Below are 25,443 nucleotides of genomic sequence, written 5' to 3' on the forward strand. Positions count from 1 at the left end.
CACGAACCTAATGTTCGGGATCCGCACGCAATGAATGAGATTTGGGCCGGTCTGCGGGCCGCACTGCATTTGATCGTGACGCTGGATGCGGACTTGGTCGAAATCACGCTGCGGTCGCTTCAAGTCAGCCTGACGGCTTTGGTCATTGCCTGTGCGATTGCGCTGCCGTTTGGAACGTGGCTGGCCATTCGCAGGTTCCGGTTTCGTCGCGCCACAATTGCTACCTTGAATGCGCTTATGGGGCTGCCGCCTGTTGTGGTTGGGCTGATCGTCTATCTGTTGTTGTCGCGTTCAGGTCCGTTTGGCGTGTTGGGTCTGTTGTTTACCCCAACGGCTATGATTATCGCCCAGGTGATCATCATCACGCCGTTGATTGCATCGATCACCCACCAAGCCATGCGCGAGTTATGGTCCGACTACCATGATTTGTTGATCTCGCTGAACACCACACGCAGCCAACGTATCTGGGCCTTGATCCGGGACGGCAGGCGGGCGCTTTTGACGGCGGCTTTGGCGGGCTTTGGCCGGGCCATCGGCGAAGTAGGCGCCATCATGATCGTGGGCGGAAACATCGATCATGCCACGCGCGTTTTGACCACAGCGATTGCTCTTGAAACTGGTAAGGGCGATTTTGCTTTGGCGCTTGGATTGGGCTTTGTGTTGATCATTTTGGCCTTGGTGGCCAACTTTGCCATCCATGTTCTTTCCCGTACAGAACGCGAGGGCACATGGTGATGCAGCCGTTAAAGGTTCAGCTAAAAGACGTCTGTGTCAGACGCCGAGGCAAGACGATTTTGGGACCCGTATCCGTAGATCTGGGGGCCGCCGGCATGACCATGGTTATCGGTCCAAATGGGGCGGGGAAAACCACTTTGCTCAAGGTGCTGCACGGGGTCGAACGGGTTTCTGGTGGGCAGGTGATCTGGTCGCAAAACGATACAGACGTGCGACAGGCGCAAGCCTTCATTTTCCAAAGCCCGATCATGCTGCGCCGGTCGGTGCGCCAAAATCTTGCCTATCCGCTACAATTGCTGAAACGACCGCGCCGCCAGATCGACGAGGAGGTCGTTGAATGGTCCAAACGGATCGATCTTTTTGAGGCATTGGACCAACCCGCGCCTCGCCTGTCTGGGGGCGAGCGGCAAAAACTGGCGCTGGGACGCGCTCTTATTCGCAATCCAAAAGTGCTGTTTTTAGACGAGCCCTGTGCCAATCTTGACGGTGGATCCACGCGAGAGATCGAGGGTTTGCTGCGGCAGGCCGCCGCTGCCGGAACGCGAATCATTATGACCACGCATAACATGGGGCAGGCGCAACGCCTTGCGGATGATGTGGTATTCATGGTGAATGGGTCAATCGAAGAACACCGTCCCGCCGCTGCATTTTTCAAAGGCTCCGTGTCCCCTACGGCCACAGCTTTCCTGAAAGGAGAAATCATCGAATGAAGCGTCTTTTGGTTTGTTTGGTTGGCTTTTGGGGCCTTTTCACGCAACTGGCCCACGGAAATGAGATGAAACTGGCGGTCACCACCAGTTTTCATAATTCCGGCCTGTCGGATGTCTTGTTGCCAGTGATCAAAGCGGACACAGGCATTGAGGTACAGCTTTTGGTGGTTGGAACCGGCCAAGCTCTTCGATTGGGTCAAGCCGGTGATGTGGATGCTATCTTGGTACATTCCAAGGCGGCAGAGGAGGCATTTGTGGCCCAAGGCTACGGGACCCACCGCCGTGAAATTATGTACAACGACTTTGTTATTTTGGGGCCTGCCGCTGATCCAGCTGGGGCAAAGGCCGCGCAGTCTGCGACGGATACGGTGACCCGCATAGCCCAATCCCAGTGGGATTTCATCAGCCGGGGCGACAACAGTGGCACCCATAAAAAGGAGCTGCAGCTGTGGTCATCTGCGGATCTGGATCCCAGCGAATTTGCAGCTTGGTACAAAGAGGTTGGTGCAGGCATGGGGGCCAGTCTGAACACGGCCTCCAGCCTGAATGCCTACATTATGTCTGACCGCGCCAGTTGGTTGAATTTTGGCAACAAGGGCCAGCTGCAGATTTTGTTCGCGGGCGATCCAGTGCTGGCCAATCAATACGCGTACCTGCCCGTAAACCCCGCGCGCCACGGTCACGTTCAGTCGAAATTGACGGCGGAATTGGAGGCATGGTTGACCTCTGACACGGCCAAGGAGTTGATCAATGGCTACAAAATTGCGGGCGAAGGGTTGTTTACGTTTAACGCTGGTCCGTAGCGGCGCGGGACCCTGCGTCGTCTTATGGCAAGACGCCCATCAATAGATCCAAGAACAGATCAGGTTTCTCTAGATGAACCGCATGGGCGCATTGCGGCACCACGGCGAGGTTTGATCGCGGAATTGCAAGAAGCTACGCAAAACGGGCGCTCGCGTGTCGGCGAGGGTGTTGAGGACGAAGGCGCGCGAGCATGGTCCGTATTATTCAATTGGCTGCGCGATGATGGTATCGGCCCAAAAGCTCGAAACGAGGGAAAGTCAAATTGCCCATTCGCCCGATCCGAAAACGACGAAAGGGCAGCGGATGCGCCGGATTTTCGGGTCCTCCGCCATCACGCTTTTCAGTGCATGCTTGACATGTATGACCAGAACCGTTCGACATCACTTCGGCTGCGTTCCATGGAGCGGTAAAGATGGATTGAAATCGGATTCTCACTACTGCTATCGCTGATTTTTACCAAGCGGCCTTCATTCAGCTCTCGTTCGGCAGCTACCAACGGTAGCCATGCCACGCCCATGCCTTCAAGGGTCGCTGCCTTGAGGGCTTCGCAGACCGAGTTCTCATATTGAAAGACGCAATTCTGTCTAAGGCCCGTTCGTTCAAGAATGAGATTTGTCATTTTTCCCAAGAAACTGTCGCGGGTATATGACAGCAGTGGAAATGCCGCTTCACTGTCCAATCTGAACCGCGCAGTGCCGTCAGGTTCAGCGACGCTGACGGCCACCATGCGATCCTCGGCAATTTTCATTGAAGGATATCTGGCGTCGTCCGTGATCATTGGAACGGTTGGGTGATGGTAACACAGCATGAAGTCACTGGACCCGGACAGGATCGCCTCAACACAACCAGAGAAGTTTTCGGCAACTACTCGAGATTTTATTGGGCCCAAAGTTTTGCCAATACTTGTGATCCATCCAGGAAAATAGGAGATCGCCAAAGTATGGAGTGCCACAAAATCGAGCACTTCGCCCTCTCGACGCACCAATCCTTTTGCCTCGGCACGTGCAGTTGATAGGGTGTTGATCATTTCATGGGCTACAGGCCGAAACGCTTGCCCGGCCTTTGTCAGCACGACGGGATGCACACTACGATCAAAAAGAGGCGTGCCGATCCAATATTCTAAGTTTTTGATTCGGCGCGTAAAAGCCGACTGACTTATGTTTCTCGCATCTGCCGCTTTTGCAAAAATTCCTGCAGCGCTGAGCGCAAGAAAATCTTCGAGCCAATCGATTTCCATCATGTCACCTACGTTCGTTAATTGCGCCGAACCTAACCCGGTTTGCGTGAAAAGCATGTTGCAAATTTTGCAATGGTGTTGCGCGTAATGTCATGGAGTTGCAGAGCGCGCCCGCCCAACATGACATCAGATCACGGACCAATCGGATTAAACCCGTGGCACCCACGTCGGCACCGCGTTTGCCGCCTTCAACATGGAGAGTATCAATGAAGAAATTTTTGGGCGGCATTGCTCTTGCCGCGACCCTGATGACCACGACGGCTGCGGTCGCACAGGAACAATCCAACGAAACCTGGAACAAGATCATGGAGCGCGGCGTCATCGTCGTCGGCGTTAAGGCAGATACTCGCCCTTGGGGTTTTCGCGATGAGAACGGCAATATCATCGGAATGGAGGCCGACATGGCCCAGCAAGTTGCAGACACCCTAGGTGTTGAGCTGGAACTGGTTGCGGTTGAATCCTCTAACCGGATGCAGTTTTTGGAAGGCGGTCGAATTGATCTGATGATTGCGACCATGTCCGACCGGGCCGATCGCCGCGAGATCGTCGGCATTGTTGGTCCGAACTACTATTCCTCTGGTACGAACGTTATGACGCCCAAAGCGCTTGGCGTGACCGCTTGGTCTGATCTTGCTGACCGACCTGTCTGCGGCAAACAGGGGGCATTCTACAATCAAATCGTCGAGGAACGCCACAGTGCGAATGTCATCGCATTTGGCAGCAACGCCGAGGCGCTGCAGGCCTTGCGCAATCAAAGGTGTGTGGCTTGGGTCTATGATGATAGTTCCATTGCGGCCGATCTGGCCTCGGGCCAATATGATGACTTCGAAATGCCGCTGGTTTCTGAAGACAATAACCCTTGGGCGCTTGCCGTCCCAATAGCCGAACGTGACGGCATCTTTGGCCGCTTCATGTCGGGTATGCAGTACAACTGGCATGAATCCGGCGAATTGATTGCGCTAGAAGAGAAATGGGGCATTCAGTCCACTGACTACCTACAAGAGCAAAATAAACGTTTTGCTGACTGGCTCGCCGAGTAAACCCTAACCCCGCACCTCGCGCCATTTTCTTCCGTGGCGTGAGGTGATTGTATGCAGGTGGCTTTGATGCTTGACGCTTTTACAGAATTCTTCCGCCAGCTCGCGGCGGATTATCCGCGTTGGAATTTTATCTTCTTTTATCAGGACGTGCAGGCAGGAAAGATCTGGCTTGGAATCAAATACACCATCTTCCTATCAATCGCCTGCCTGATCTTCAGCGTTATTATCGGTGTTGTGGGTGCATGGCTGCAGGGGTCAAAGCTTCGGGTGCTGCGTGCGGTTGTGCAAGGCTATATCCAATTGTTTCGCAATACGCCGCCCTTCGTACAATTGCTTTTCTTCTACTTCGCACTTGGGCAGTTGACCCCAACCTATTCGCCCGATGGGTGGCTTGAAGTCCCGATCATCTCGAACGTGGGCTGGGCGATCATTTCGCTGTCTTTCTTTGCCGGGGCCTTCAACGTCGAGATCTTTCGGTCAGGCATCGAAGCCGTGCCAGACTCGACCATCGAAGCGGCGGATTCACTCGGCATGTCGCGGTTGCAAATCTATCGGTACGTGGTCTTGCCGCTTGCATTCCGCGTCAGCCTGCCTGCCCTGAACAACAATCTGGTCAACCTGATCAAGACCACAACGCAGGCCTTCGCCATCGCTGTGCCAGAGTTGCTGTATCAGGCTGTCACCATCTGGAATGACTACCCGTCGGCCCAATACCCCGCAATGTTGCTGCTGTTTGTCGTCTACGTCGGCCTTGTTGGCATCATGGTCTTTGGGATGAACCGTTGGGAACGCAAGCTGCGCATCCCCGGATACGGCAACTAAGGATAACCAAGATGACACAATCCAATGCATTCGCCGTTCTTAAACCGGTGACAAATCGCGATCAGCTACAATACGATATGATGACACCAGTCCGGTGTCTGGCTACGCTGCCCGCTTGGGTGCCCTTTGCAGTCTTTACGCTGATCCTGATCTGGCCAACGATCACCGCAGCCCAATCGGGCGAGGCCGTGCAGCCCTTTAACGCCTTGTGGCGATGGGCTCCGTTCCTGATCACTAAGGGCTTTTTCTTCAACATCCTGATCTCATTCCTTTGCCTTTTGATCGGCACCTTCGTTGGTGTCCTGCTGGGGCTGGGGCAAATCTCGTTGTTTCGTCCGATCCGCGCGCTGAGCTGGTTCATCACACAGCTGTTTCGCAACTCGCCTTGGCTGGTGATCCTCTTCATTGTAATGCTGGCCGTACCATTCGAAGTTACGATTTTTGGCACACCCTACTTTATTCCCGGTTGGATTAAGGCTGTGGTGGGGTTGTCCCTGCCGATCATGGCGAACATTTCTGAAATCGTGCGCGGCGCTGTTGGGTCTGTGCCAAATACCCAGTGGGAAGCAGCCGAGTCGCTTGCCTTTACCCGCACCCAGACCCTGTGGCGGATCATCTTGCCTCAGTGTTTCAAGCGGATGATCCCGCCTTGGATGAACTGGTATGCTATCCTGACCATGGCCACACCGCTGGTGTCGATCCTTGGGGTGGAAGAGGTTGTCAACCTGACCCGTCAGGCCATCGTCGCCGAAAACAATCGCCCGGAACTTCTGATGCCCTTCTACGGCTTCGTTCTGATCCTATTCTTTGCCTATTGCTATCCGATTGCGCGGCTGACGCTGCGGTTGGAACGCAAATTCGCCGTCAAGCTGTGAGGACATCCAAATGACCGCAACCGACACATGGACCCCCGAACAACCGATCGTTTCCATCCGCAATGTCCGCAAATCCTTTGGCGCGCTGGAGGTTCTGAAGGGCATCGACATGGACATTATGAAGGGTGAAGTGATCTGCATCATCGGTCCTTCGGGATCTGGCAAATCCACACTGATCCGCTGTATCAACGCGTTGAATGATATTCAGGAAGGGTCGATCAAGGTCGAAGGCATAGAAGTGCACCGCCCCGACTTGGACAAGCTTGAACTGCGCAAGAAGATTGGGATGGTCTTTCAGCAATACAATCTGTTCCCCCACAAAACCGCGCTGGAAAACATCATGATGGCGCCGGTACTTGTTATGAAAGAGAACAAGACCGAGGTTGAACAGCGCGCCCGTGCCCTTCTGAAAAAGGTGCGATTGGAGGGCAAGGAAAACGCTTACCCCGGCGAATTGTCCGGCGGTCAACAACAGCGCGTCGCCATCGCACGCTCGCTCGCCATGCAGCCGGACGTAATGCTTTTTGATGAGGTGACGGCGGCCCTTGATCCTGAAACGGTCAAAGAAGTGTTGCTGACTATCAAGGAACTCGCGGCGGATGGGATGACCTGTATCCTTGTGACCCACGAAATGGGCTTTGCCCGCGAAGTCGCTGACCACATCTATTTCACCGATCGCGGTGTGATCGTGGAACATGGAACACCTGATACTTTCTTTGACAATGCTCAGGACGAACGGACCAAGCTTTTCCTTAGCCAAATCTTATAGAGGCCTTCAATGACCACAATGGCAGACCAGCCCCGTACCGAGACCGATAGTCTTGGTACGGTCCAAATCCCTGCTGGCGCAGCCTGGGGCAGCCAAACGCAACGCGCCATCGAAAACTTTCCCATAACAGGGGTTGCGATCAGCCATTATCCAGAGGTCGTCGTCGCCCTTGCGCAGGTCAAGGCGGCCTGCGCGCGCACCAATGCTGAGCTAGGTGTTCTGCCTGCTGAAAAGGCGCAGGTGATTTCTGGGGTTTGTGACGAGATTATCGCAGGCAAGCACCATGAATACTTTGCAGTCGATCTGATGCAAGGCGGTGCAGGAACCTCTACCAATATGAACGCCAACGAAGTCGTTGCCAATATTTCTTTGGCCCGCATGGGGCGGCGTTTTGGTGACTATGCGGCACTGCATCCAAATGATGACGTTAATCGCTCGCAATCCACAAATGACGTCTACCCCACCGCGATCAGGTTGGCGACGCTCGCAAAAACTGATCCGCTCATTACGGCAATGACAGGATTGGTGAACGCCTTTCGGGCCAAGGCGGAGGAATTTAATGATGTGAACAAAGTTGGTCGAACCCAATTGCAGGATGCGGTTCCTATGACGCTTGGGGACGAATTTCGTGGCTTTGCCACGACCATCGCCGAAGACATCGACCGGATTGTGGAATTGGCAAAACTGCTGACAGAGGTCAATCTTGGTGGCACGGCGATCGGAACCCGGATCAACACGCCGCAGGGCTACTCAGAGCGTGCAGTTGCGCATTTGAGCGCGATTTCGGGGCGAAACTTAACCCCCGCATCGGACTTGATCGAGGCGTCTTCTGACCTCGGGGCATTCGTGATGTTTTCCAGTGCGCTCAAGCGTGTTGCGATCAAACTGTCCAAAATCAGCAACGATCTGCGCCTTCTCAGCAGTGGTCCGCGCGCCGGAATTGGAGAGATCATTCTGCCCGCTGTGCAGGCTGGGTCGTCGATCATGCCAGGCAAGGTCAATCCGGTGATCCCCGAAGTCGTCAATCAGATTTGCTTTCAAGCGATTGGTAATGATCTGGTGGTCACCATGGCTGCTGAAGCAGGACAGTTACAGCTTAATGCCATGGAGCCGGTGATTTTTTACAAAATTATGGAAACTATGACGACCCTGACCAACGGAATGGATATTTTCACTGAACGATGTGTCATCGGAATTGAGGCGGACCGGATCCGCTGCGCCGAACTTTTGAATAGCAGTCTGGTTCTGGCGACCACACTCGTACCTCTTATGGGATATGAAGCTGCTACACAGCTGGCCAAGTATGCTCAGGCCGAGGGGTTGACCTTGCGCGACGCGGGCGCGGCGCAGGGCGTGCCAAACTCCCTTTTTGATGAGATCGCGTGATGGCACGACCCGGTTTGAAACTGGGCATCGTTGGTGGTCTGGGCGCACGCGCAGGTGCTGATATTCTAAACCAGCTGGTGCGCCTGACCCCAGTGAAATCCGAAGGCGACCACCGGGAAATTTCATTTGAACAAAAGCCACTCGTTGAAGCCCTATCGGTGGCCAGCCCCGATTACGCGCCCGTGCACCGCAAATTCTATGTTTTTGACGCACTCAGTCGCATGGAAAAATCCGGCTGCGACGCGGCCATGTTGCCCTGTTTCATAACCCATACCTTTTTGGAAGAATTACGCGCTGAACTGAGCCTCAAGCTCATTTCCATGACCGACGCGATCCGGAATCACCTTGATCGGCACCACTCTGACGCAGGGAAGGTCGGCATTCTAACAACGCCTTTTGTACGCAAGGACCGGTTGTTTGACCGCCTACTTGGGCCAAACAGAGCGGCCGTTTTCCCCGCGCCAACCACCGAGGATGCCATGATCAACGCGATCTATGGCCCGGCAGGGTTCAAGGCAGGTGGACCTGTTGGCGCAATCGTTGCTGCGATCCGTTCCGCCATTGGAAGTTTGGAGGATCAGGGCGCCGAAGTGATCGTGCCCGGGATGACAGAGATCCCTCTGATACTGTCGGATCTTCCGAAGGGTCACACACCCAAGATCCTGCCCACCAACGAAATTTACGCGCGCTTCGCGCTTGAGGAAACGGGTCAGGCCACACAGAAACCATTCAAGATCGGTGTGTTGGGCGGTGTTGGCCCTGCGGCGACCGCCGACTTTATGTCCAAGATCGTCAACACCACGCAGGCTGAAAAGGATCAGGACCATATCAAGGTAATCGTAGAACAAAACCCCCAGATCCCAGACCGCACAGCAAACCTGCTCGCGGACGGCCCTGACCCGACACTTGCGCTTTATGCAACGGCTAAAAAGCTGGAACGCGGTGGCGCAGATATCATCGCAATCCCCTGCAACACGGCCCATGCCTATGTCGACCGATTGCAGCGACATTTGGATATTCCAATCGTGAACATGCTCACGGAAACGGTTGATCATATTGCGAAAATCTCCCCAGCGGTGCAGAGGGTTGGTGTTCTGGCGACATCGGGTACCATTGCCAGCAGACTTTATCAGGATGCGCTCCGGTCCGCGGGGATTTTGGCTGTCATCCCCAACAAGAGCGAACAGGATCGCGTGATGGACGCAATTTATGGCCCGTTGGGGGTCAAGGCTGGCCATACCTCTGGCCAAAGTGCAGAACACATCACTGCTGTGGTGCGATCCCTCAAGGCGCATTCCGCCGAAGCGATCATTCTTGGATGCACCGAACTCCCATTGATCAAACTCAGCGAAGACTTGACCCGTTCAACGCGGCTCATTGACCCGACGCAAGTTCTTGCAAGCAAATGCATCAACACGTCCATGGCAATGCTGGGCGCACGCTGACTATAGAACGATAGCTGCCGGTGAGCCAATCAACTGGTTTTCGCAGCAGTTTGTATGAACGGCTGCTTCCTTTAACGAATTGGCTGGCCGCTTGGTCTTGACGTCTTCGTCGTTCGTCATTCCGGCCGGGTCATTCTGCTGGCTGGAGGTCTTGTCTTGTCCAAAATGGCGCTCGCCAGCGGGGCGGTGCTCGAACATCCACCAAAAAGTCAGATAGCAGGTACCGCAGGACAATATCCGCGATAAAGCGCAACTTTCCTTGCGTGCAAACGGCACCTGCTGGGGTCGACGGTGATTTGATCTTCGGCCTATGCAATATTTTGTCGCCCGAGAATTGTTGGGCAATTGCTCTCTTCAGCTTGGGGATGCCGGTCCCTGGTGCTTATCGTGTCTCACCTCGGTCCATAGCAGCCTTTGCGGCAACGCGGATGTGATCGGGCGTATCAAAATCAGCTTTGCCAGCAGCTAAAGCGATGATGTCTTTCCATTTTGCCCGCAGATCGCGGGCAAGGTCCGACATAGCAACGGTCGCTGACGGTTGGATCGTGGAAAGAGTGGATGACAGCATGCCCATGAACTTTCAAATCGAGAATTTGTCGATACCTTATTCGATGATTTAAATCGTAATGTATTGATACCTATTATGTTTTTTTCCCAATTTGTCCCAAGCATTCAGCCGTTTGCCGCGTTAGTTACCGAACCAAATCGATCAAAGCGGTTATCCGCTTTGCGTCTCGGCGGTCGAAAAAAATGCCACCCTCGAAACTTGCGAGGGTGGCGGAGGTTACCGCTGAATGGTCAGGAAAAGCCGTGCAGCGGTCGGGAGTAAATCAAAGGATTGTCGCTTGTGTCGCGTTCCTTAACGCGGTTTCGGTAACGTCGTCGGCCAATTCAACAAGAGCGAGGCCATCCTCGACAACATCCAAGACACCAAGATTTGTAATGATCCGATCGACCACGGCCTTTCCGGTCAAAGGCAACGTGCATCGCTTTAGAATTTTGCTCTGTCCATTTTTGTTGGTGTGATCCATCACAACAACGACGCGACCAACACCAGCGACGAGATCCATCGCGCCGCCCATGCCTTTGACCAGTTTGCCAGGAATCATCCAATTCGCGAGGTCACCATTTTCGGCCACTTCCATTGCGCCAAGGATCGCCGCTGCAATCTTGCCACCTCGGATCATGCCAAAAGACGTCGCACTATCGAAGTAGGCTGTGCGGCCCAGTTCTGTGATCGTCTGCTTACCCGCGTTGATGAGGTCCGGATCTACGTTGCCTTCAAGAGGGAAGGGGCCCATGCCCAACATGCCGTTTTCAGATTGGAGGGTGATATCCCTGCCACCCACATAGTTGGCAACAAGCGTTGGAATCCCGATGCCGAGGTTCACATACATCCCGTCTTCCAACTCCTGTGCGGCGCGGGCTGCCATCTGATTACGATCCCAGGGCATTATGCGTCCCCCCGCTTGCGCGTGGTGCGCTGTTCAATGCGCTTTTCATGCGCTCCCTGTACGATACGGTGCACGTAGATGCCTGGCAGATGGATATTGTCGGGGTCAAGGCTGCCGGTTGGCACGATCTCTTCCACTTCAACAACGCAGGTCTTTCCGCACATCGCCGCAGGCGGGTTGAAATTGCGGGCGGTCTTGCGGAAGATGAGGTTGCCGGTCTCATCAGCCTTCCATGCCTTGACGATGGACAGGTCGGCGAAAATGCCTTCTTCCATGATAAATGTCTCGCCGTTGAACTCTTTATGTTCCTTGCCTTCGGCAATCACGGTACCGACACCAGTTTTGGTATAAAAGCCGGGGATGCCGCAGCCGCCAGCGCGCATGCGCTCGGCCAACGTGCCTTGAGGGTTGAACTCCAGCTCAAGCTCGCCTGACAGATACTGGCGCATAAATTCCGCGTTTTCGCCCACATAGGACGAGATCATTTTGCGCACTTGCTTGGTTTGCAGCAGAATACCGATCCCGAAATCGTCAACCCCGGCATTGTTAGAGGCGAAGGTCAGGTCTTTGGTGCCTGCCTCTTTGATAGCGCCAATCAAGAGCTCGGGAATGCCACACAGACCAAAGCCTCCTGCTGCAATCAGGGCCCCGTCAAAGAGCAAACCATCAAGTGCGTCTTGTGCAGTCAAAAATATCTTGTTCATTCGTCTTTCCTTGGCGCGTTAGTGGTTGAAGGCACGGACGGTGCTGACACCGCCGTCAACGGCAACGATTTGCCCATTTACGAAGCTTGCATCCTCTGATGTAAGCATTGCGGCAACGCCCGCGACTTCTTTGAGATAGGCCACACGCTTGCTTGGTGTCGCGCTGACCCATCCTTCACGTGATCTGGGATCAACCAACATACCGCCATCGACGGCCCCGGGAGCGAGGACGTTCACACGAATGCGACGTTCTGCCAGTTCAGCTGCCATAACCCGCGCCAGCGAAGCGATCCCGCCCTTTGCTGCAGCATAAGCGCCGCGTCCGGGCACACCAATCTGCCCATGAATAGACGTGACAAGCACGATGCGCCCGCCGTGATCAGCCATGTGGCGTGAAGCTTGTTGGGCCACACGAAACGCGCCCAGCAGGTTCACGTCCACGACGTCGAGAAAGTCTTGTTCGTTCAAATCGCAGAACTTCGAGGTTTTGATGATTCCAGCCGAATGCACCAGTGAGTCGATTCCTCCCAAGAATTGGACCGCCTCATCAAGAGCTTCATTGACTGAGGCCCTGTTTGATACATCGACCTCAATAAAGGCCACGTCGTCTTGTTCGGGTCTGCGCATGTCCAAACAGACAACCTCATCGCCGCGGGCTTTCATTGCAGCAATAATTGCGCTGCCGAGTGCTCCGGTCCCTCCAGTAACAATGGATCTTAGTTTTGTATTCGTGCTGCTCAACTGATGCCCTCACTTCGAACAATCCGCGGATTCTCCGCGTTTGGTACGACGTATTAACATCATAATATGATCTGTGGCTACATATTATCACTTGCCTGTATCGTATGATCGTGCTTTATATTTTTCTCGAAACACTTTGGCACCAACAATGGGAGGTTATGATGGTCAAAAACGGTTCCGTTATCGCGACATTGTCAGACCAGCTGCGCAGGGATATTTCGCTTGGCATCCTCCAGCCCGGCGTAAAGCTCAACATTGAAGCCCTAAAGCGTGATTACTCCGTTTCGCACCCATCCGTGCGTGAGGCCCTCTCGCTTTTGGTCGGCGAAGGCTACGTCAGCTTTGAGGAATTGAAAGGCTTCCGCGTCCTGCAGCCGTCCCAAGAGCAGTTGAAAGACAGCAGCAGGGTACGTGCTGAAATGGAAGCGCTGGCGTTCGAGTGGTCAGTCCTGAGAACCAATGTCGATTGGCGCTCCAATGTGATTGCGGCGCATTACGCGCTTTCAGAAGTCGAGGTGCAAATGTCATCTGACCCGCTGAATGCGGCACTTGAATGGGACAATCGCAACAAGAATTTCCACATGGCCATAGTTGGCAATAGTGGATCGCAGAAAATTATCGAGCTTATCTCGGTCGAATACGATCAGAGTCGACGATATCGCCTGATGGCGCATGCCAGCGACCGAAGCGAAAAATCCCGATCACGTTGGGTAGAACGCAGTGCAGAAGAGCACAGCGCGCTGAAAGATGCGGTGTTGGAAGGCAACGTTGAGGCTGGTCAGGCGATTTTGCGCAAACATATTACGAAGGCGACACTTCATGTGATTGAAGACGCCGATCTGCCGATTGGGGGCTTGCAAAAGCTCTCATAACTCGAGGTCTCAGTATCACTACGATGTAAAGAAGACCGCAACCACTTAGGGAGGATCACATGATCTCTAAACTTAAATCCGCTGCGCTCGGCGCGGCAATGGCGCTCGGTCTTGCCGGGGGCGCTGTCGCACAAGACATTCAATTCTTTTCAATCGGAACGGGTGGCACGTCCTTCACTTACTACCCGGTCGGCGGCGTCATTGCCAATGCGATCTCCAAACCTCCAGGGTCACGGGAATGCGGCAAAGGCGGCTCTTGCGGCGTCGATGGTCTTATTGCGTCTGCCGTATCATCGCGCGGCTCAGTGGATAATATTAATGCGATCATCTCGGGTCTGCGGAACTCTGGTTTCGCTCAGTCTGATGTGGCTTACTGGGCCTTTACCGGCACGGGGACACGTGAAGGCGAAGAGCCTGCGACAGAACTGCGCACGATTGCGGCCCTGTTCGAGGAGCATATTCACCTCGTCACGCTTGCCGATAGCGGTATCAATTCCGTTGCTGACCTTGCTGGCAAAACAGTTTCCTTGGATGAGCCGGGTTCAGGGACCTTCGTTGACGCGAACCTGATCCTCGAAGCTTACGGCCTAAGCATCGACGATGTGTCGGCTGAAGCCCTCAAAGGTAATGCGGCTTCTGAGGCCCTACGGAATGGCAAAATTGACGCGTTCTTCGTGGTCGCTGGTTATCCAACCGGTGGCATTGTCGAACTGGCATCTGCTGCTGACATCGCGCTGGTGCCAATCTCTGGCGAAGGTGCAGAAGCGTTGACAAGCGAGTTTGGCTTTTTTGCTCAGTCCGACATTCCGGCGGGCACCTATGAAGGCATCGACGCTGTATCGACTGTATCCGTTGGTGCTCAGTGGTTTACATCCGCGAACGAAGATGAAGAGCTGATCTATAACATCACGCAGGCGCTCTGGAACGAAGAGAGCCGTCGTTTGCTGGACGTAGGCCATGCCAAAGGTGCTTCGATCACACCAGATACAGCTCTGGCAGGTGTCGGTGTTCCATTGCATCCTGGTGCCGAACGCTTCTACCGCGAAGCGGGCTTTCTGGAATAAGCCAGTTTCAAACAAAATCTGGGGGCCCGCGCTCATTTGGCCGGGCCCCCATTTTTATGATGACCACACGCTTTGCAACGAAGGAGCGGCTGATGAGCGAACAAGAACTGAGCAAAGAAGATCTCGCAGCCATTGAACGGAAGTACGATTCCGAGTCGGCATTTCAGCCGACGGGCCAAAAGATCGGATATGTGATCACCACTGCGTTGGTGGCCATGACACTCTACCACATCTATCAGTCAGGGTTCGGAACGACCAACGAACTGATGCGCTTCGGCGTTCACCTCTCATTCGTGCTGGGACTGACGTTCCTGCTGTTTTCATGGCGCAGAAGCCCAACAATGGAGATGCCAGCCAACACTTGGTATCGCATTGATGGCGTCAACATCATCGACATCATTCTCGCTGTTTTGGCGGTTGCTGCTGCGATGTATCTGCCACTTTTGCCGCTTGATGTTGCCGCTGCACGGGCTGGGAATCCGAACGCGATGGATACCTTTATGGGGTCGGTCGTGCTATTGTTCACGCTAGAAGCTGCGCGTCGTTCAATCGGACCAACGCTGCCATTCATTGCGCTGATCTTTATCCTCTATGCTATTTTGGGCCGTTACGCGCCCGGCCCGCTCATACATGCGGGCGTGTCGTGGCAAGGGTTTGTCGACGGGATCTACGGCTCACAAGGCATTTATGGCATCGCTATTGGTGCGATGGCGAAGTACGTCTTCCTGTTTGTTGTATTTGGTGTGTTAGCGACCCGTATCGGACTTGGGGCTTTGTTCATTGATCTCGCGACTGCGCTTGCCGGACGCTATTCTGGCGGACCTGCAAAGGTAGCGATCTGCGCTTCAGCTTTTATGGGCTCGATCTCCGGATCGTCCATCGCCAACACGGTGACCACAGGCTCACTGACTATTCCCGCGATGAAAAAAGTTGGCTATCCGCCCCATTTCGCTGGCGCGGTGGAAGCAACGGCATCGACAGGAGGGCAAATCACGCCCCCGGTTATGGGCGCTGCCGCATTCATCATGGTGGACTATCTGAACATCCCGCTGCGAGACATCTTGGCCGCGGCGTTGTTCCCTGCTTTGCTACACTATTTTGGCATCTTCGTCATGGTGCACCTTGAGGCTAAAAAGCTCGGCCTGCGCGGCCTGAGCGTCGAAGAAATGCCAAAGGCGCTGTTGGTTCTAAAAGAGCATTGGATGGCAATTATTCCGCTCTTTGTGTTGATCTATTCGATCTTCTCGGGGCGGACGCCGGATTATGCTGGGGTCTATGCAATCATCGCCTGCATCGTGGTTGGCTTTCTGAAACCTAAAGACCGTCTTACCTTGCCCGGGCTTTGGGACGCATTGGCTGTTGGCGCGCGCAATACCATTGCCATCGGTACGGCTGCGGCCTGTGTCGGGATCATTGTTGGTGTCATCACTCTTTCGGGGTCGGGCTTCCGAATTGGCGCGATCGTCATCACCACAGCGAATGACTTTGCGGTCTTCTTCTCGTCCCTGCCAGTATTCAATTATTTCGATCTGCAGCAATGGGCATTGTTCTTCTCCCTTGTGCTTGTTGCGATGGCATGTGTTGTCATGGGGGCAGGTGTGCCGACCACGGCGACCTATATCATTCTGGTCTCTGTGACGGCGGGTGCGTTCCAGATCCTCGGCGTTGAGCCGTTGGTGGCGCATTTCTTTGTGTTTTACTACGGCGTGCTTGCTGACATCACGCCACCTGTTGCCCTTGCGGCCTACGCGGCGGCAGGCATTGCTGGGTCGAATCCATTTAAAACCGGCAACACTGCTTTCCGTCTCGGCATTGCAAAGGCGTTGGTGCCGTTTGTGTTTGTTTACTCGCCCGCACTATTACTTGTTGCCGATGGCTTCACATGGGCGGCCTTTACTATCACGTTGGCGGGCGCAATGATGGCCATCGGAACCTTGGGTGTTGCCTTCTCTGGGTATTTCATTGCGCCGATGAGCAAACCTGAACGCTATTGGATCGCTCTGGTCTCGCTGTTGTTTATCGCGCCGGGGCTGATTACCTTTGCAATCGGATTTGTTCTGCTCGTTCCGGTCATCTTGTTACAGATAAGGGCCAGCCGATACGCAGCTGTTGGCTGACACCAACTACTTCGCCCTAGGCGCAGACTCTGCGCCTGGGCAAACATTTGCGAATACAAAATGGGCCAACATGCTGCGCGTTATCGCAAAGGTTTGCACAGGTCTGCAAAGGTACCATTCTGACATCGACCCCATCGCCCATTTCAGCGGCAAATGCGTCAGCATTGGGAATCCCGGTTCACGAACTTGGGCCTTTTCAGGACCGCGCCATAACGGTGGTATGTCGGTCTTGTTTGGCAACTAATTTTAGTGCGCTGAGCCAAACAGCTAGGCCATATTTCTAAGTCAATGGAAGGGCGGTTTCGTCCTTCAGCTGGTCCATCACAATCTGACTATGAACGCGACCGATAGCGGGGTGGGGCAGAAGCTCTTTTTGGACAAGATCGTTCAGACGCGACAAGTCACGACAATATACGCGGAAAATGTAGTCTGCCTCACCCGTCAAGGTCCATGCGGCAACTATCTCCGGGTGCTTACCGATGAGTTCCGCGATTGATCCGTGAGTTTCAGCAGTTTGCGAGTCCGTTTGGATTTGAATGAAGGCCTGAACATTAAGGCCGAGGAGGGCTGCGTTCAGCCGGGCGGGTGTTGATTGAATAAAGCCTTCCGCCTCCAACCGCTGCCGTCTTCGGCCAATTTGTGAAGCGGACATACCAAGTGTTTCTGCGATCTCAAGAGCGGAGGACTGCGCGTTCTTTTGCAGAATCGTCAAAAGCGAAATGTCTTTGGAGTCTAAGTGATTCATGCTGTCATATAGCGCGTTAATACCTGTTTATGCAATCTACTCGCGCGAAACATGTAAAATTGCGCCACCTTCGGGCACCAATTGCATCAGGTCTGAAGTATCCTGCCCTCAAAGCAAAAAGGAGTACACCATGGGACCTTTCCCCCACGACGCCCCCAAAGCCACTATTTCGGAGGATAACCCCGCAGGTACGGACGGTTTCGAGTTTGTCGAATTTGCGCATCCAGAGCCTCAGGAGCTGCGCGATCTGTTCGCAAAGATGGGCTACGTTCATACCGCCAATCACAAAACCAAAGCCATTGAACTTTGGCAGCAGGGCGACATCACCTATGTCATCAACAACGAGCCCGGCAGTCACGCGACCGAGTTCGTCGCAGAGCACGGTCCTTGCGCGCCATCCATGGCTTGGCGGGTCGTCGATGCGCAGCACGCTTTCGATCATGCTGTCAACAAAGGGGCCACGCCCTATGAGGGCGACGGCAAAACAATGAATGTGCCCGCCATCGTGGGGATCGGCGGATCGCTCATCTATTTCATCGAAGATTATTACGACGCAAATCCGTACAACGTCGAGTTCGATTGGGTTTCCAAGACCCACCCGGCTGGCGTGGGTTTCCACTACCTTGATCACCTCACGCACAATGTCCACATGGGCAACATGGACGTGTGGTTCAAATTTTACGGCGATCTGTTTAACTTCAAAGAAATCCGCTTCTTTGATATTGAGGGCAAATACACAGGTCTTCTGAGCCGGGCGCTGACCTCACCTTGTGGACGTATCCGTATCCCGATCAACGAAGATCGCGGCGAGACCGGCCAGATTGTCGAATACCTGAAGCGCTACAATGGCGAGGGGATCCAGCATATCGCTGTCGGGGCCAAAGACATCTACCACTCCGTCGACGAGATTGCCGCACGCGGCATTAAGTTCATGAAGGGCCCACCCGAGACCTACTATACTCTCAGCAAAGATCGCGTGGTGGGTCACGAAGAACCCCTCGACCGGATGATGAAACACGGCATCATGATCGACGGCGAAGGCGTTATTGGGGGTGGTGAGACCCGGATTCTGTTGCAGATCTTTTCGAAAACAGTGATCGGTCCGATCTTCTTCGAATTCATCCAGCGCAAGGGCGATGACGGCTTTGGTGAAGGCAACTTCAAGGCTCTGTTCGAAAGCATCGAAGCCGACCAGATCGAGCGCGGCGTTCTCGAGGCAACTTAAATGACAACGTCAGTTAGCCGTCGTCCACCACGTTCCCGATGTCGTGGGCGGCTGCACTCATTCAAAGGGAGGGTCAAATGAACCAGCAGCCTTCACCGCAGGATATGCAAACCGCCGCATCATCGCTTGCCCAATCTGCCCGTTATATGCCGGGTTTTGGCAATGATTTTGAGACGGAAGCTCTTCCAGGCGCTTTGCCACAAGGTATGAACAGCCCGCAAAAGTGCAATTATGGCCTTTATGGCGAACAGCTCTCCGGTACGGCATTTACAGCCCCAAGCCATCAGAATGAACGGACTTGGTGCTATCGCATTAGACCTTCGGTGAAACACACGCACCGCTTCTCCCGCATTGATCTTCCGTATTGGAAATCCGCGCCACACGTTATGGAAGGCGTCACATCTCTGGGGCAGTATCGTTGGGATCCGGTTCCTCATTCCGAAGAGCTCACCACTTGGCTGAGCGGTATGCGGACCATGACAACGGCAGGGAATGTAAACACCCAAGTCGGCATGGCCAGCCATATCTATCTCGTCACTGAAAGCATGGTTGACGCCTACTTCTTCTCGGCAGACAGCGAATTGCTGGTTGTCCCTCAAGAAGGAAAACTTCGGTTCTGCACAGAGCTGGGGGTCATCGATGTTGAACCGCAAGAGATTGCCATCATTCCGCGGGGCTTGGTCTATCGCGTTGAGGTTCTTGAAGGTCCAGCGCGCGGTTTTGTTTGCGAAAACTACGGCCAGAAGTTTGAACTGCCAGCGAGGGGGCCCATCGGCGCAAACTGCATGGCAAACCCGCGGGATTTCAAAACGCCCGTTGCAACCTATGAAGACAAGGAAACCCCATCAACGGTCACAATCAAGTGGTGCGGGCAGTTTCACGAAACACACATTGGCCATTCTCCGCTGGACGTGGTGGCATGGCACGGCAATTACGCGCCCTGCAAATATGATCTCAGAACGTATTGCCCAGTCGGTGCGATCCTCTTTGATCATCCGGACCCCTCGATTTTCACTGTACTGACCGCGCCCTCCGGGCAACCGGGCACAGCCAATATCGACTTTGTTCTGTTCCGCGAACGTTGGATGGTGGCTGAGGATACCTTCCGCCCACCTTGGTACCATAAGAACGTCATGTCGGAACTGATGGGCAACATTTATGGTCAGTATGATGCAAAACCCAAAGGCTTCAGTCCTGGTGGGATGTCATTGCACAACATGATGCTTCCTCATGGACCGGATAAGAACGCTTTTGAGGGGGCCTCAAACGCTGACCTCAAGGCGGAGAAGCTAGACAACACAATGTCGTTCATGTTTGAGACGCGGTTTCCTCAGCACCTCACATTGTTCGCCGGCCAAGAGGCGTCGCTTCAGGATGATTACATCGATTGTTGGACGAGTCTGGAGAAGAAGTTCGACGGTACGCCGGGCAAGAAATGAAACTCTACTCCTACTGGCGATCGACGACCTCCTACCGCGTTAGAATAGCGCTGAACCTCAAGGGCCTTTCTTATGAGACGGTTCCGGTTAATCTTGTTAAAGAAGAGCAATCATCTGAACCCTACGCAGCGCTCAATCCGATCCGAGGCGTGCCGACACTGGTATCAGATGATGGCAGAGCGATCACCCAGTCGATAGCGATCTTGGATTATCTTGATCAGGTCGCGCCAGAGCCTGCATTGCTGCCGACAGGTGATGCTTTTCGACGCGCGCACATACTGGCCGCAGCGATGGTCTTTGCAACAGATGTGCATCCGGTCAACAATTTGAAAGTCGTTAAACGCGTGCGTTCGATGTCGGATGAAGAGACGACTGCTGCGTGGATGCGCCATTGGATGGCCGAGGGTTTTCGCGCCTATGACCAGTTGATCGATAAAACCTGTCAATTCAGCTTTGGCTGCTCACCAAGCCTCGCAGACATTTGTCTGGTCGCTCAGGCTTACAACGCACATCGCTGGGGTGTTGATCTTCAGCCATATCCCCGCATCACAGAAATTGAACAACGATGCCTGGCGCTACCGGCTTTCGATGCCGCACGCCCGGAAAACCAGAAAGACGCGACATGAGCCTAATAAGATCCTGGGTCGAAAGTGCGAACAGCCCAACCCACCCATTCCCGCTGAATAATCTGCCCTACGGCGTCTTCTCGACCGCCGATACCAAAAAACGGTGCGGTGTTGCCATTGGTGATTACATTCTCGATGTCCAAGCTCTCCAAGCTAACGGCTTCATCGTATTTGGTAGCGTCTTTAACGACCCAAGCTGGAACGCCTTTATGGAACAGGGCAGGGACCACTGGCGCCAATTGAGGGAACGCCTGACCGCGCTGTTGGCCGAAGGGGCGGATGAGCAAGAACAACTGGCTGCATTCTTGACCCCAATAGAAGATGCAAAGTTGCACTTGCCAATTGTTGTGACCGAGTTCACCGATTTTTATGCAAGTAAATATCATGCGATGAATGTCGGCACGATGTTCCGCGGTCCTGAAAACGCACTTCCGCCAAATTGGCTTCATATTCCGATCGGATACAACGGCCGTGCGTCAACGGTTGTGGTCAGTGGCACAAAGATTGTCCGGCCCTGTGGACAAACAAAAGCACTGGATGCAGATATGCCAAGCTTTGGCCCATGTAACCGGCTCGATATTGAGCTTGAAATGGGTGCGATTGTCGGTCGCCCGTCGGAGATGGGAACATCAGTTAGCGTCGACCAAGCCGATGAGATGATTTTTGGCTATGTGCTGCTAAATGACTGGTCCGCACGCGACATTCAGGCTTGGGAATATCAGCCGCTTGGCCCTTTTCAGGCAAAGGCATTTGCCACATCAATCAGTCCGTGGATTGTGACGACCGATGCGCTTGAGCAGTTTCGGGCGACAACGCCCGAACGAGAGCGGGATCTTCTTCCCTATCTGCGCGAGTCGAAACCGATGCTCTTCGACATTGATCTGGAAGTTGGGCTGGCACCGGAAGGAATGGCGGAGACCGTGATCGCCCGGACAAACTACAACCAGATGTACTATTCAGCCGCACAGCAACTTGCCCATCATGCGTCTTCGGGCTGCGCAATGCGGGTTGGAGATTTGCTCGGCTCCGGAACGATCTCGGGACCGGGAAAATCAGAGCGGGGCTCTCTGTTGGAACTGTCTTGGGGTGGGAAAGAGCCAATCAAACTGAAGGATGGTGGCACGCGCTCGTTTATTGAGGACGGGGATACCCTAACGCTCAGGGGCGCCGCACATGGGGATGGTTTTCAGGTTGGATTTGGTGAATGTGTCGGTGTGATCATACCAGTAAAAGAATGATAACTTGTTGTTTAGATAGCACAATGTGAATGAAGGCGTTGTCTCTCCTTTGTTCTCAACAACGATTCCACTTTCCCTGAAAAATGAACGAAATATCCAAATCCTTATGGATAACCTAAACGCTTGAGACTTTTTGTTCCAAACCGCTCCAGTGCTTCAATGTAAATCGGCAACCCGCACACTAGGTCGAGATCCGGCTCGCTGATCGTATGATTGTGCCGGTATGTTTGTCTGGCAAATGCCCGCTCATTTCGGCCGATAACGTCAGCCCATCTGTACTGAAGATTGGCCGTCAAGACGAACCACCCACATGATGATCTTTATTCCGTCTGGCGAACATAGTGTTCACCTCAGCAGGTATCTCAAGCTTGAGCCCAAGAGGTTCGAATTCGTTTACTATTATAGGTTATCCAATTGCTTTTAAATGGAGGCGAGTACCGGAATCGAACCGGTGTACACGGATTTGCAATCCAGAAAGACAGGCAGCGAAAACAACGGCTTATGGGTGCAAAACACCCCCTGACAAAAAGTGAACAAAAAGCGAAAGTTTCAACGCCAAATTCGCCGGTTCAAAACGAAAAAGGCCCCGTCACAGCGGCAACTGTGAACCGGGGCCAAATAGAAAAAGCCTGGCAGCTTTCGAAGTATATTAGCACAGGCCAGCGCCACACCGCAAACGCTCAGTCCGCTTTTTCGTGGCTTCTGACCGGTGAGCTGGTCCAATGAGCTGGCGCATCGCAAACGAATGCGCTGAGCGTCGCTTTGGTAGCGCCGCACGCAAACAGATCATTATGTTCCTGGCCGACAAGGCGAGCGATAACGGCTCGGGCATCTGGTGCTCCAAGGGCACGATCCAGCGCCACACAGAGCTCAGCGAGAGCACAGTGAAGCGCACCATCATCGACTTTCTGCGGGAAGGCATTCTGATCGAGACGGGGCAGCGGCAGTGCAAGAACGGCTACACCGTCATTTACCGCATCGTTCTGGAGCGCGTGGCCGCGCTCGAACCCACGGCTGAGCCCGATATTGAGACGGGGGTCACTGTGAACCCCGTCCAGCCTGAACCCGGTACGGGGTCCACGGTGAACGGGGTACGGGGTTCACGGTGGACTCCAAACCATCCTAAAACCATCCATAAACCACCTACGCGCAGGCGCGAAGCGGCGGAGGAGGTTGAAGATATTGAAGCTGAGAAGATCTTGGCGGCCTATCCCGAAGACAGGGTCCGAGACCGGCGAACCAGTCTGCGTCTAATCGCTTCGGCCCTGAAAGCCGGGGTAGAGCCCGATGATCTGAAGCAGGTTGTTAAAGCCTACGCGAAGGAAAGCGAGGGCTACACGCGCAGCAAGGTCAGTTTCTCCGACAATTGGTTCAAGATGCGCCGGTGGGAGGAGGGACTGGCGCAGATCCAGGCCGACCGCGATAAGGCGCGAGAGGCCGAAGCCAAAGGCCGCGCCAGCCTCGTCGAGTGGATCCACGAGCGCCATCCCCTGTGCCGCCATATCACCAACCGGCAGATTGAGGATTTGATTGCGTCCACGATGGTGACGCCTGAGCAAGTTCGAGCTGCGGGGCTGCCGGCGTGAGTGCGATCTAATTGCTACGCTATGGCGTAAAAAGTAGACATTTACGTTGCGGCGTAATTTGTTTTAATTTACGGTGCGCCGTAAAAGGAGCCACGTCATGGATCTCACAGCACGAACGGCCGAGCAGATCGGCGAGGCACTTCGCCGGACGCGCAAAGCGCGCGGCTGGACCCAAAGCGATATCAGCGCGCGCACGAATTTGCGCGTCGCGACGATTTCGTCGCTCGAGAATGGCGACGCGGGAACCAAACTCGCCACAGTGTTCGCTGTTATGGCGGCACTTGGGCTTGAGTTCCGATTGGTGGAACGCGGTGGCTCGCTTGAGATTGAGGATATCTTCTGATGGCCAAACACGGGCGTAGCGGCACGATGCAAGTGCTTCTGAACGGACGGTTGGTGGGGGCTGTGCGTCTCGCTGGTTCAGGCGCGATCAGCTTTATCTATGATCCGGAATGGTTGGCATGGGAACACGCCATGCCCATCTCTCTGTCCCTGCCTTTGCGCGAAGAGGCGCACCAGGGCGGACCTGTCATTGCCTACCTGGAAAATCTGCTGCCGGACAATCAGGCGATACGAGAGCGCGTAGCCGCACGGGTGCGTGCGGGCGGTACGGACGCCTGGCACATGCTGGAGAAAATCGGGCGCGATTGTGTGGGGGCCTTGCAGTTCGTTTCGGGTGAGATCCCCGAGATTGGCGCACTCGCGGGAGAGCCCGTTTCCGAGGCACAGATTGCGGATATCTTACGCAACCTCGCAAGTGCCCCCCTTGGCTTAGACGAGGAAGACGACTTCCGCATTTCTATCGCAGGGGCGCAGGAGAAAACGGCGCTGCTACGCCACGAGGGCGCGTGGATCCGTCCATCGGGGCTCACCCCAACAACCCATATCCTCAAGACGCAGCTTGGCGTTCTGCCCGCAGGGATCGATTTGTCTGACAGTGTTGAGAACGAATTTTTCTGCATGAACCTCTGTCGGGCCATGGGCATGGATGTGGCTGAAGTCGAGATTGCCGACTTCGAGGACGTGCGGAGCCTTGTTGTGACCCGGTTCGATCGGCGCTGGACCAAAGATGGCCGGTTGATCCGCCTCCCGCAGGAAGACTTTTGCCAAGCGCTCTCAGTCCCGCCCAGCCAGAAATACCAAATGGATGGCGGGCCGGGGATCACTGAAGGGATCGGGATGTTGACTGGTAGTGATGACCCTGAAGCAGATCAGCGTGCCTTCTTCCGCGCGCAGATACTGTTTTGGCTGTTGGGGGCGATAGACGGGCACGCCAAGAATTTCAGCATCGCATTGCGCCCCGGAGGTTTCCGCATGGCCCCGCTTTATGATGTGCTGAGCGCACAAAAAGCCGTGGATGACGGTCAAATTCGCCAAAACCGGATGCGTCTCGCGATGGCGGTCGACGGGCACTATCGGATCAATGAGGTGGTGCCGCGTCATTTCCCGCAGGCTGCAAAGGCTGCAGGCTTTGGTGTGGCGCTGGCTGAAGAAGTCTTGTCGGACATCGCGACAGAGCTTGAACCCGCCCTGGACAAAACACTAGCCGACCTGCCGGATGAGTTTCCACAACCATTGACGGAAGCCATTGTTGCTGGCGTGCGACGTCGGGCGGCTGCCTTTCATGCCGTATGATCCGCAGATCATATTTACGCTTTATGAAAGGTAGATCATATTGAGCGGCAGGCGTGCCTTCGTGAAGTAACAAGTATGTAGGGCCGGTTTACGCCGCGATTGTGAGATCGCAGGGGCCCTATTCTACTTGATGCATCGGGTTTTCCATATTTGTGGGCGCCAAAGCGGACCTTT

Annotated in this window: 25 protein-coding genes; 19 read left to right on the forward strand and 6 right to left on the reverse strand. The window is 54.4% G+C overall.

The window, feature by feature from the left end; all coding sequences use genetic code 11:
* The first annotated feature begins 30 nt into the window (after positions 1-30).
* Genes ACIRQ6_RS02345 through ACIRQ6_RS02355 form a run of 3 tightly spaced genes read left to right on the forward strand, consistent with a single transcriptional unit; the run spans position 31 to position 2,248 of the window.
* Positions 31-735, forward strand: a complete 705-nt coding sequence (locus ACIRQ6_RS02345; protein WP_420862530.1) for an ABC transporter permease — start codon at positions 31-33, stop codon at positions 733-735.
* On the forward strand, positions 729-1,445 hold the full coding sequence (locus ACIRQ6_RS02350) for an ATP-binding cassette domain-containing protein (protein WP_420862531.1): 717 nt from the start codon (positions 729-731) through the stop codon (positions 1,443-1,445). Before ACIRQ6_RS02345 ends, ACIRQ6_RS02350 begins: the two co-directional genes overlap by 7 nt.
* A complete protein-coding gene (locus ACIRQ6_RS02355; RefSeq protein WP_420862532.1) occupies positions 1,442-2,248 on the forward strand; it encodes a substrate-binding domain-containing protein in 807 nt (268 codons plus the stop codon). Before ACIRQ6_RS02350 ends, ACIRQ6_RS02355 begins: the two co-directional genes overlap by 4 nt.
* Positions 2,249-2,589: 341 nt before the next feature.
* On the opposite strand, the gene ACIRQ6_RS02360 is transcribed toward ACIRQ6_RS02355, so the two are convergent.
* Entirely contained in the window at positions 2,590-3,543 is a 954-nt protein-coding gene (locus ACIRQ6_RS02360; RefSeq protein WP_420862533.1) for a LysR substrate-binding domain-containing protein, read from the reverse strand.
* Positions 3,544-3,692: 149 nt separating this feature from the next.
* Here ACIRQ6_RS02360 and ACIRQ6_RS02365 point away from each other — a divergent pair, with 149 nt between their 5' ends.
* The 6 genes from ACIRQ6_RS02365 to ACIRQ6_RS02390 all read left to right on the forward strand — a co-directional run bounded on the left by ACIRQ6_RS02365 (position 3,693) and on the right by ACIRQ6_RS02390 (position 9,823).
* Positions 3,693-4,526, forward strand: a complete 834-nt coding sequence (locus tag ACIRQ6_RS02365) for a transporter substrate-binding domain-containing protein (RefSeq protein WP_420862534.1) — start codon at positions 3,693-3,695, stop codon at positions 4,524-4,526.
* A gap of 66 nt (positions 4,527-4,592) precedes the next feature.
* Entirely contained in the window at positions 4,593-5,348 is a 756-nt protein-coding gene (locus ACIRQ6_RS02370; RefSeq protein WP_420862535.1) for an amino acid ABC transporter permease, read from the forward strand.
* An 11-nt stretch (positions 5,349-5,359) separates the two neighbouring features.
* Positions 5,360-6,223 (forward strand): amino acid ABC transporter permease, encoded by an 864-nt coding sequence (locus ACIRQ6_RS02375; protein ID WP_420862536.1) that lies wholly within the window; start codon positions 5,360-5,362, stop codon positions 6,221-6,223.
* Between the two features lie 10 nt (positions 6,224-6,233).
* Entirely contained in the window at positions 6,234-6,992 is a 759-nt protein-coding gene (locus ACIRQ6_RS02380; protein ID WP_420862537.1) for an amino acid ABC transporter ATP-binding protein, read from the forward strand.
* Between the two features lie 18 nt (positions 6,993-7,010).
* The gene (locus tag ACIRQ6_RS02385) at positions 7,011-8,378 is read left to right on the forward strand and encodes an aspartate ammonia-lyase (RefSeq protein WP_420862538.1); all 1,368 of its coding nucleotides are present in this window, start codon (positions 7,011-7,013) and stop codon (positions 8,376-8,378) included.
* Positions 8,378-9,823: an aspartate/glutamate racemase family protein gene (locus tag ACIRQ6_RS02390; protein ID WP_420862539.1), complete on the forward strand. Its 1,446-nt coding sequence runs from the start codon at positions 8,378-8,380 to the stop codon at positions 9,821-9,823. The genes ACIRQ6_RS02385 and ACIRQ6_RS02390 overlap by 1 nt, the downstream gene beginning before the upstream one ends.
* 382 nt (positions 9,824-10,205) lie before the next feature.
* Here ACIRQ6_RS02390 and ACIRQ6_RS02395 read toward each other — a convergent pair whose 3' ends face one another.
* From ACIRQ6_RS02395 to ACIRQ6_RS02410, 4 genes are all read right to left on the reverse strand, one after another.
* Positions 10,206-10,391: a hypothetical protein gene (locus ACIRQ6_RS02395; protein ID WP_420862540.1), complete on the reverse strand. Its 186-nt coding sequence runs from the start codon at positions 10,389-10,391 to the stop codon at positions 10,206-10,208.
* A gap of 262 nt (positions 10,392-10,653) precedes the next feature.
* The gene (locus ACIRQ6_RS02400) at positions 10,654-11,277 is read right to left on the reverse strand and encodes a 3-oxoacid CoA-transferase subunit B (RefSeq protein WP_420862541.1); all 624 of its coding nucleotides are present in this window, start codon (positions 11,275-11,277) and stop codon (positions 10,654-10,656) included.
* Positions 11,277-11,981, reverse strand: coding sequence for a CoA transferase subunit A (locus tag ACIRQ6_RS02405; protein WP_420862542.1), 705 nt, complete (start codon positions 11,979-11,981; stop codon positions 11,277-11,279). Before ACIRQ6_RS02405 ends, ACIRQ6_RS02400 begins: the two co-directional genes overlap by 1 nt.
* 18 nt (positions 11,982-11,999) lie before the next feature.
* Positions 12,000-12,722: an SDR family NAD(P)-dependent oxidoreductase gene (locus ACIRQ6_RS02410; RefSeq protein WP_420862543.1), complete on the reverse strand. Its 723-nt coding sequence runs from the start codon at positions 12,720-12,722 to the stop codon at positions 12,000-12,002.
* Positions 12,723-12,826: 104 nt separating this feature from the next.
* Here ACIRQ6_RS02410 and ACIRQ6_RS02415 point away from each other — a divergent pair, with 104 nt between their 5' ends.
* From ACIRQ6_RS02415 to ACIRQ6_RS02425, 3 genes are all read left to right on the forward strand, one after another.
* Complete coding sequence (locus ACIRQ6_RS02415; RefSeq protein WP_420862544.1) at positions 12,827-13,594, forward strand: GntR family transcriptional regulator; 768 nt, start codon at positions 12,827-12,829, stop codon at positions 13,592-13,594.
* Positions 13,595-13,653: 59 nt separating this feature from the next.
* Positions 13,654-14,658, forward strand: coding sequence for a TAXI family TRAP transporter solute-binding subunit (locus tag ACIRQ6_RS02420; RefSeq protein WP_420862545.1), 1,005 nt, complete (start codon positions 13,654-13,656; stop codon positions 14,656-14,658).
* A 92-nt stretch (positions 14,659-14,750) separates the two neighbouring features.
* Complete coding sequence (locus ACIRQ6_RS02425; RefSeq protein WP_420862546.1) at positions 14,751-16,775, forward strand: TRAP transporter permease; 2,025 nt, start codon at positions 14,751-14,753, stop codon at positions 16,773-16,775.
* 280 nt (positions 16,776-17,055) lie between these two features.
* Here ACIRQ6_RS02425 and ACIRQ6_RS02430 read toward each other — a convergent pair whose 3' ends face one another.
* Positions 17,056-17,520 carry an Lrp/AsnC family transcriptional regulator gene (locus ACIRQ6_RS02430; RefSeq protein WP_420862547.1) on the reverse strand — a complete coding sequence of 155 codons (465 nt, stop codon included), beginning with the start codon at positions 17,518-17,520 and terminating at the stop codon, positions 17,056-17,058.
* Positions 17,521-17,650: 130 nt separating this feature from the next.
* Here ACIRQ6_RS02430 and hppD point away from each other — a divergent pair, with 130 nt between their 5' ends.
* The 7 genes from hppD to ACIRQ6_RS02465 all read left to right on the forward strand — a co-directional run bounded on the left by hppD (position 17,651) and on the right by ACIRQ6_RS02465 (position 25,269).
* Complete coding sequence (gene hppD / locus ACIRQ6_RS02435) at positions 17,651-18,745, forward strand: 4-hydroxyphenylpyruvate dioxygenase (protein WP_420862548.1); 1,095 nt, start codon at positions 17,651-17,653, stop codon at positions 18,743-18,745.
* 104 nt (positions 18,746-18,849) lie between these two features.
* Positions 18,850-20,184: a homogentisate 1,2-dioxygenase gene (gene hmgA, locus ACIRQ6_RS02440; protein ID WP_420862549.1), complete on the forward strand. Its 1,335-nt coding sequence runs from the start codon at positions 18,850-18,852 to the stop codon at positions 20,182-20,184.
* Entirely contained in the window at positions 20,181-20,810 is a 630-nt protein-coding gene (maiA, locus tag ACIRQ6_RS02445; protein ID WP_420862550.1) for a maleylacetoacetate isomerase, read from the forward strand. Before hmgA ends, maiA begins: the two co-directional genes overlap by 4 nt.
* Positions 20,807-22,048 (forward strand): fumarylacetoacetase, encoded by a 1,242-nt coding sequence (fahA, locus tag ACIRQ6_RS02450; protein ID WP_420863837.1) that lies wholly within the window; start codon positions 20,807-20,809, stop codon positions 22,046-22,048. Before maiA ends, fahA begins: the two co-directional genes overlap by 4 nt.
* Positions 22,049-22,770: 722 nt before the next feature.
* A complete protein-coding gene (locus ACIRQ6_RS02455) occupies positions 22,771-23,634 on the forward strand; it encodes a hypothetical protein (protein WP_420862551.1) in 864 nt (287 codons plus the stop codon).
* Between the two features lie 97 nt (positions 23,635-23,731).
* Positions 23,732-23,977, forward strand: a complete 246-nt coding sequence (locus ACIRQ6_RS02460; protein WP_420862552.1) for a helix-turn-helix domain-containing protein — start codon at positions 23,732-23,734, stop codon at positions 23,975-23,977.
* On the forward strand, positions 23,977-25,269 hold the full coding sequence (locus ACIRQ6_RS02465; protein WP_420862553.1) for a type II toxin-antitoxin system HipA family toxin: 1,293 nt from the start codon (positions 23,977-23,979) through the stop codon (positions 25,267-25,269). The genes ACIRQ6_RS02460 and ACIRQ6_RS02465 overlap by 1 nt, the downstream gene beginning before the upstream one ends.
* Positions 25,270-25,443: the final 174 nt, after the last annotated feature.

Source organism: Algirhabdus cladophorae (genome assembly GCF_044772865.1).
Taxonomy (GTDB): Bacteria; Pseudomonadota; Alphaproteobacteria; order Rhodobacterales; family Rhodobacteraceae; genus Algirhabdus; species Algirhabdus cladophorae.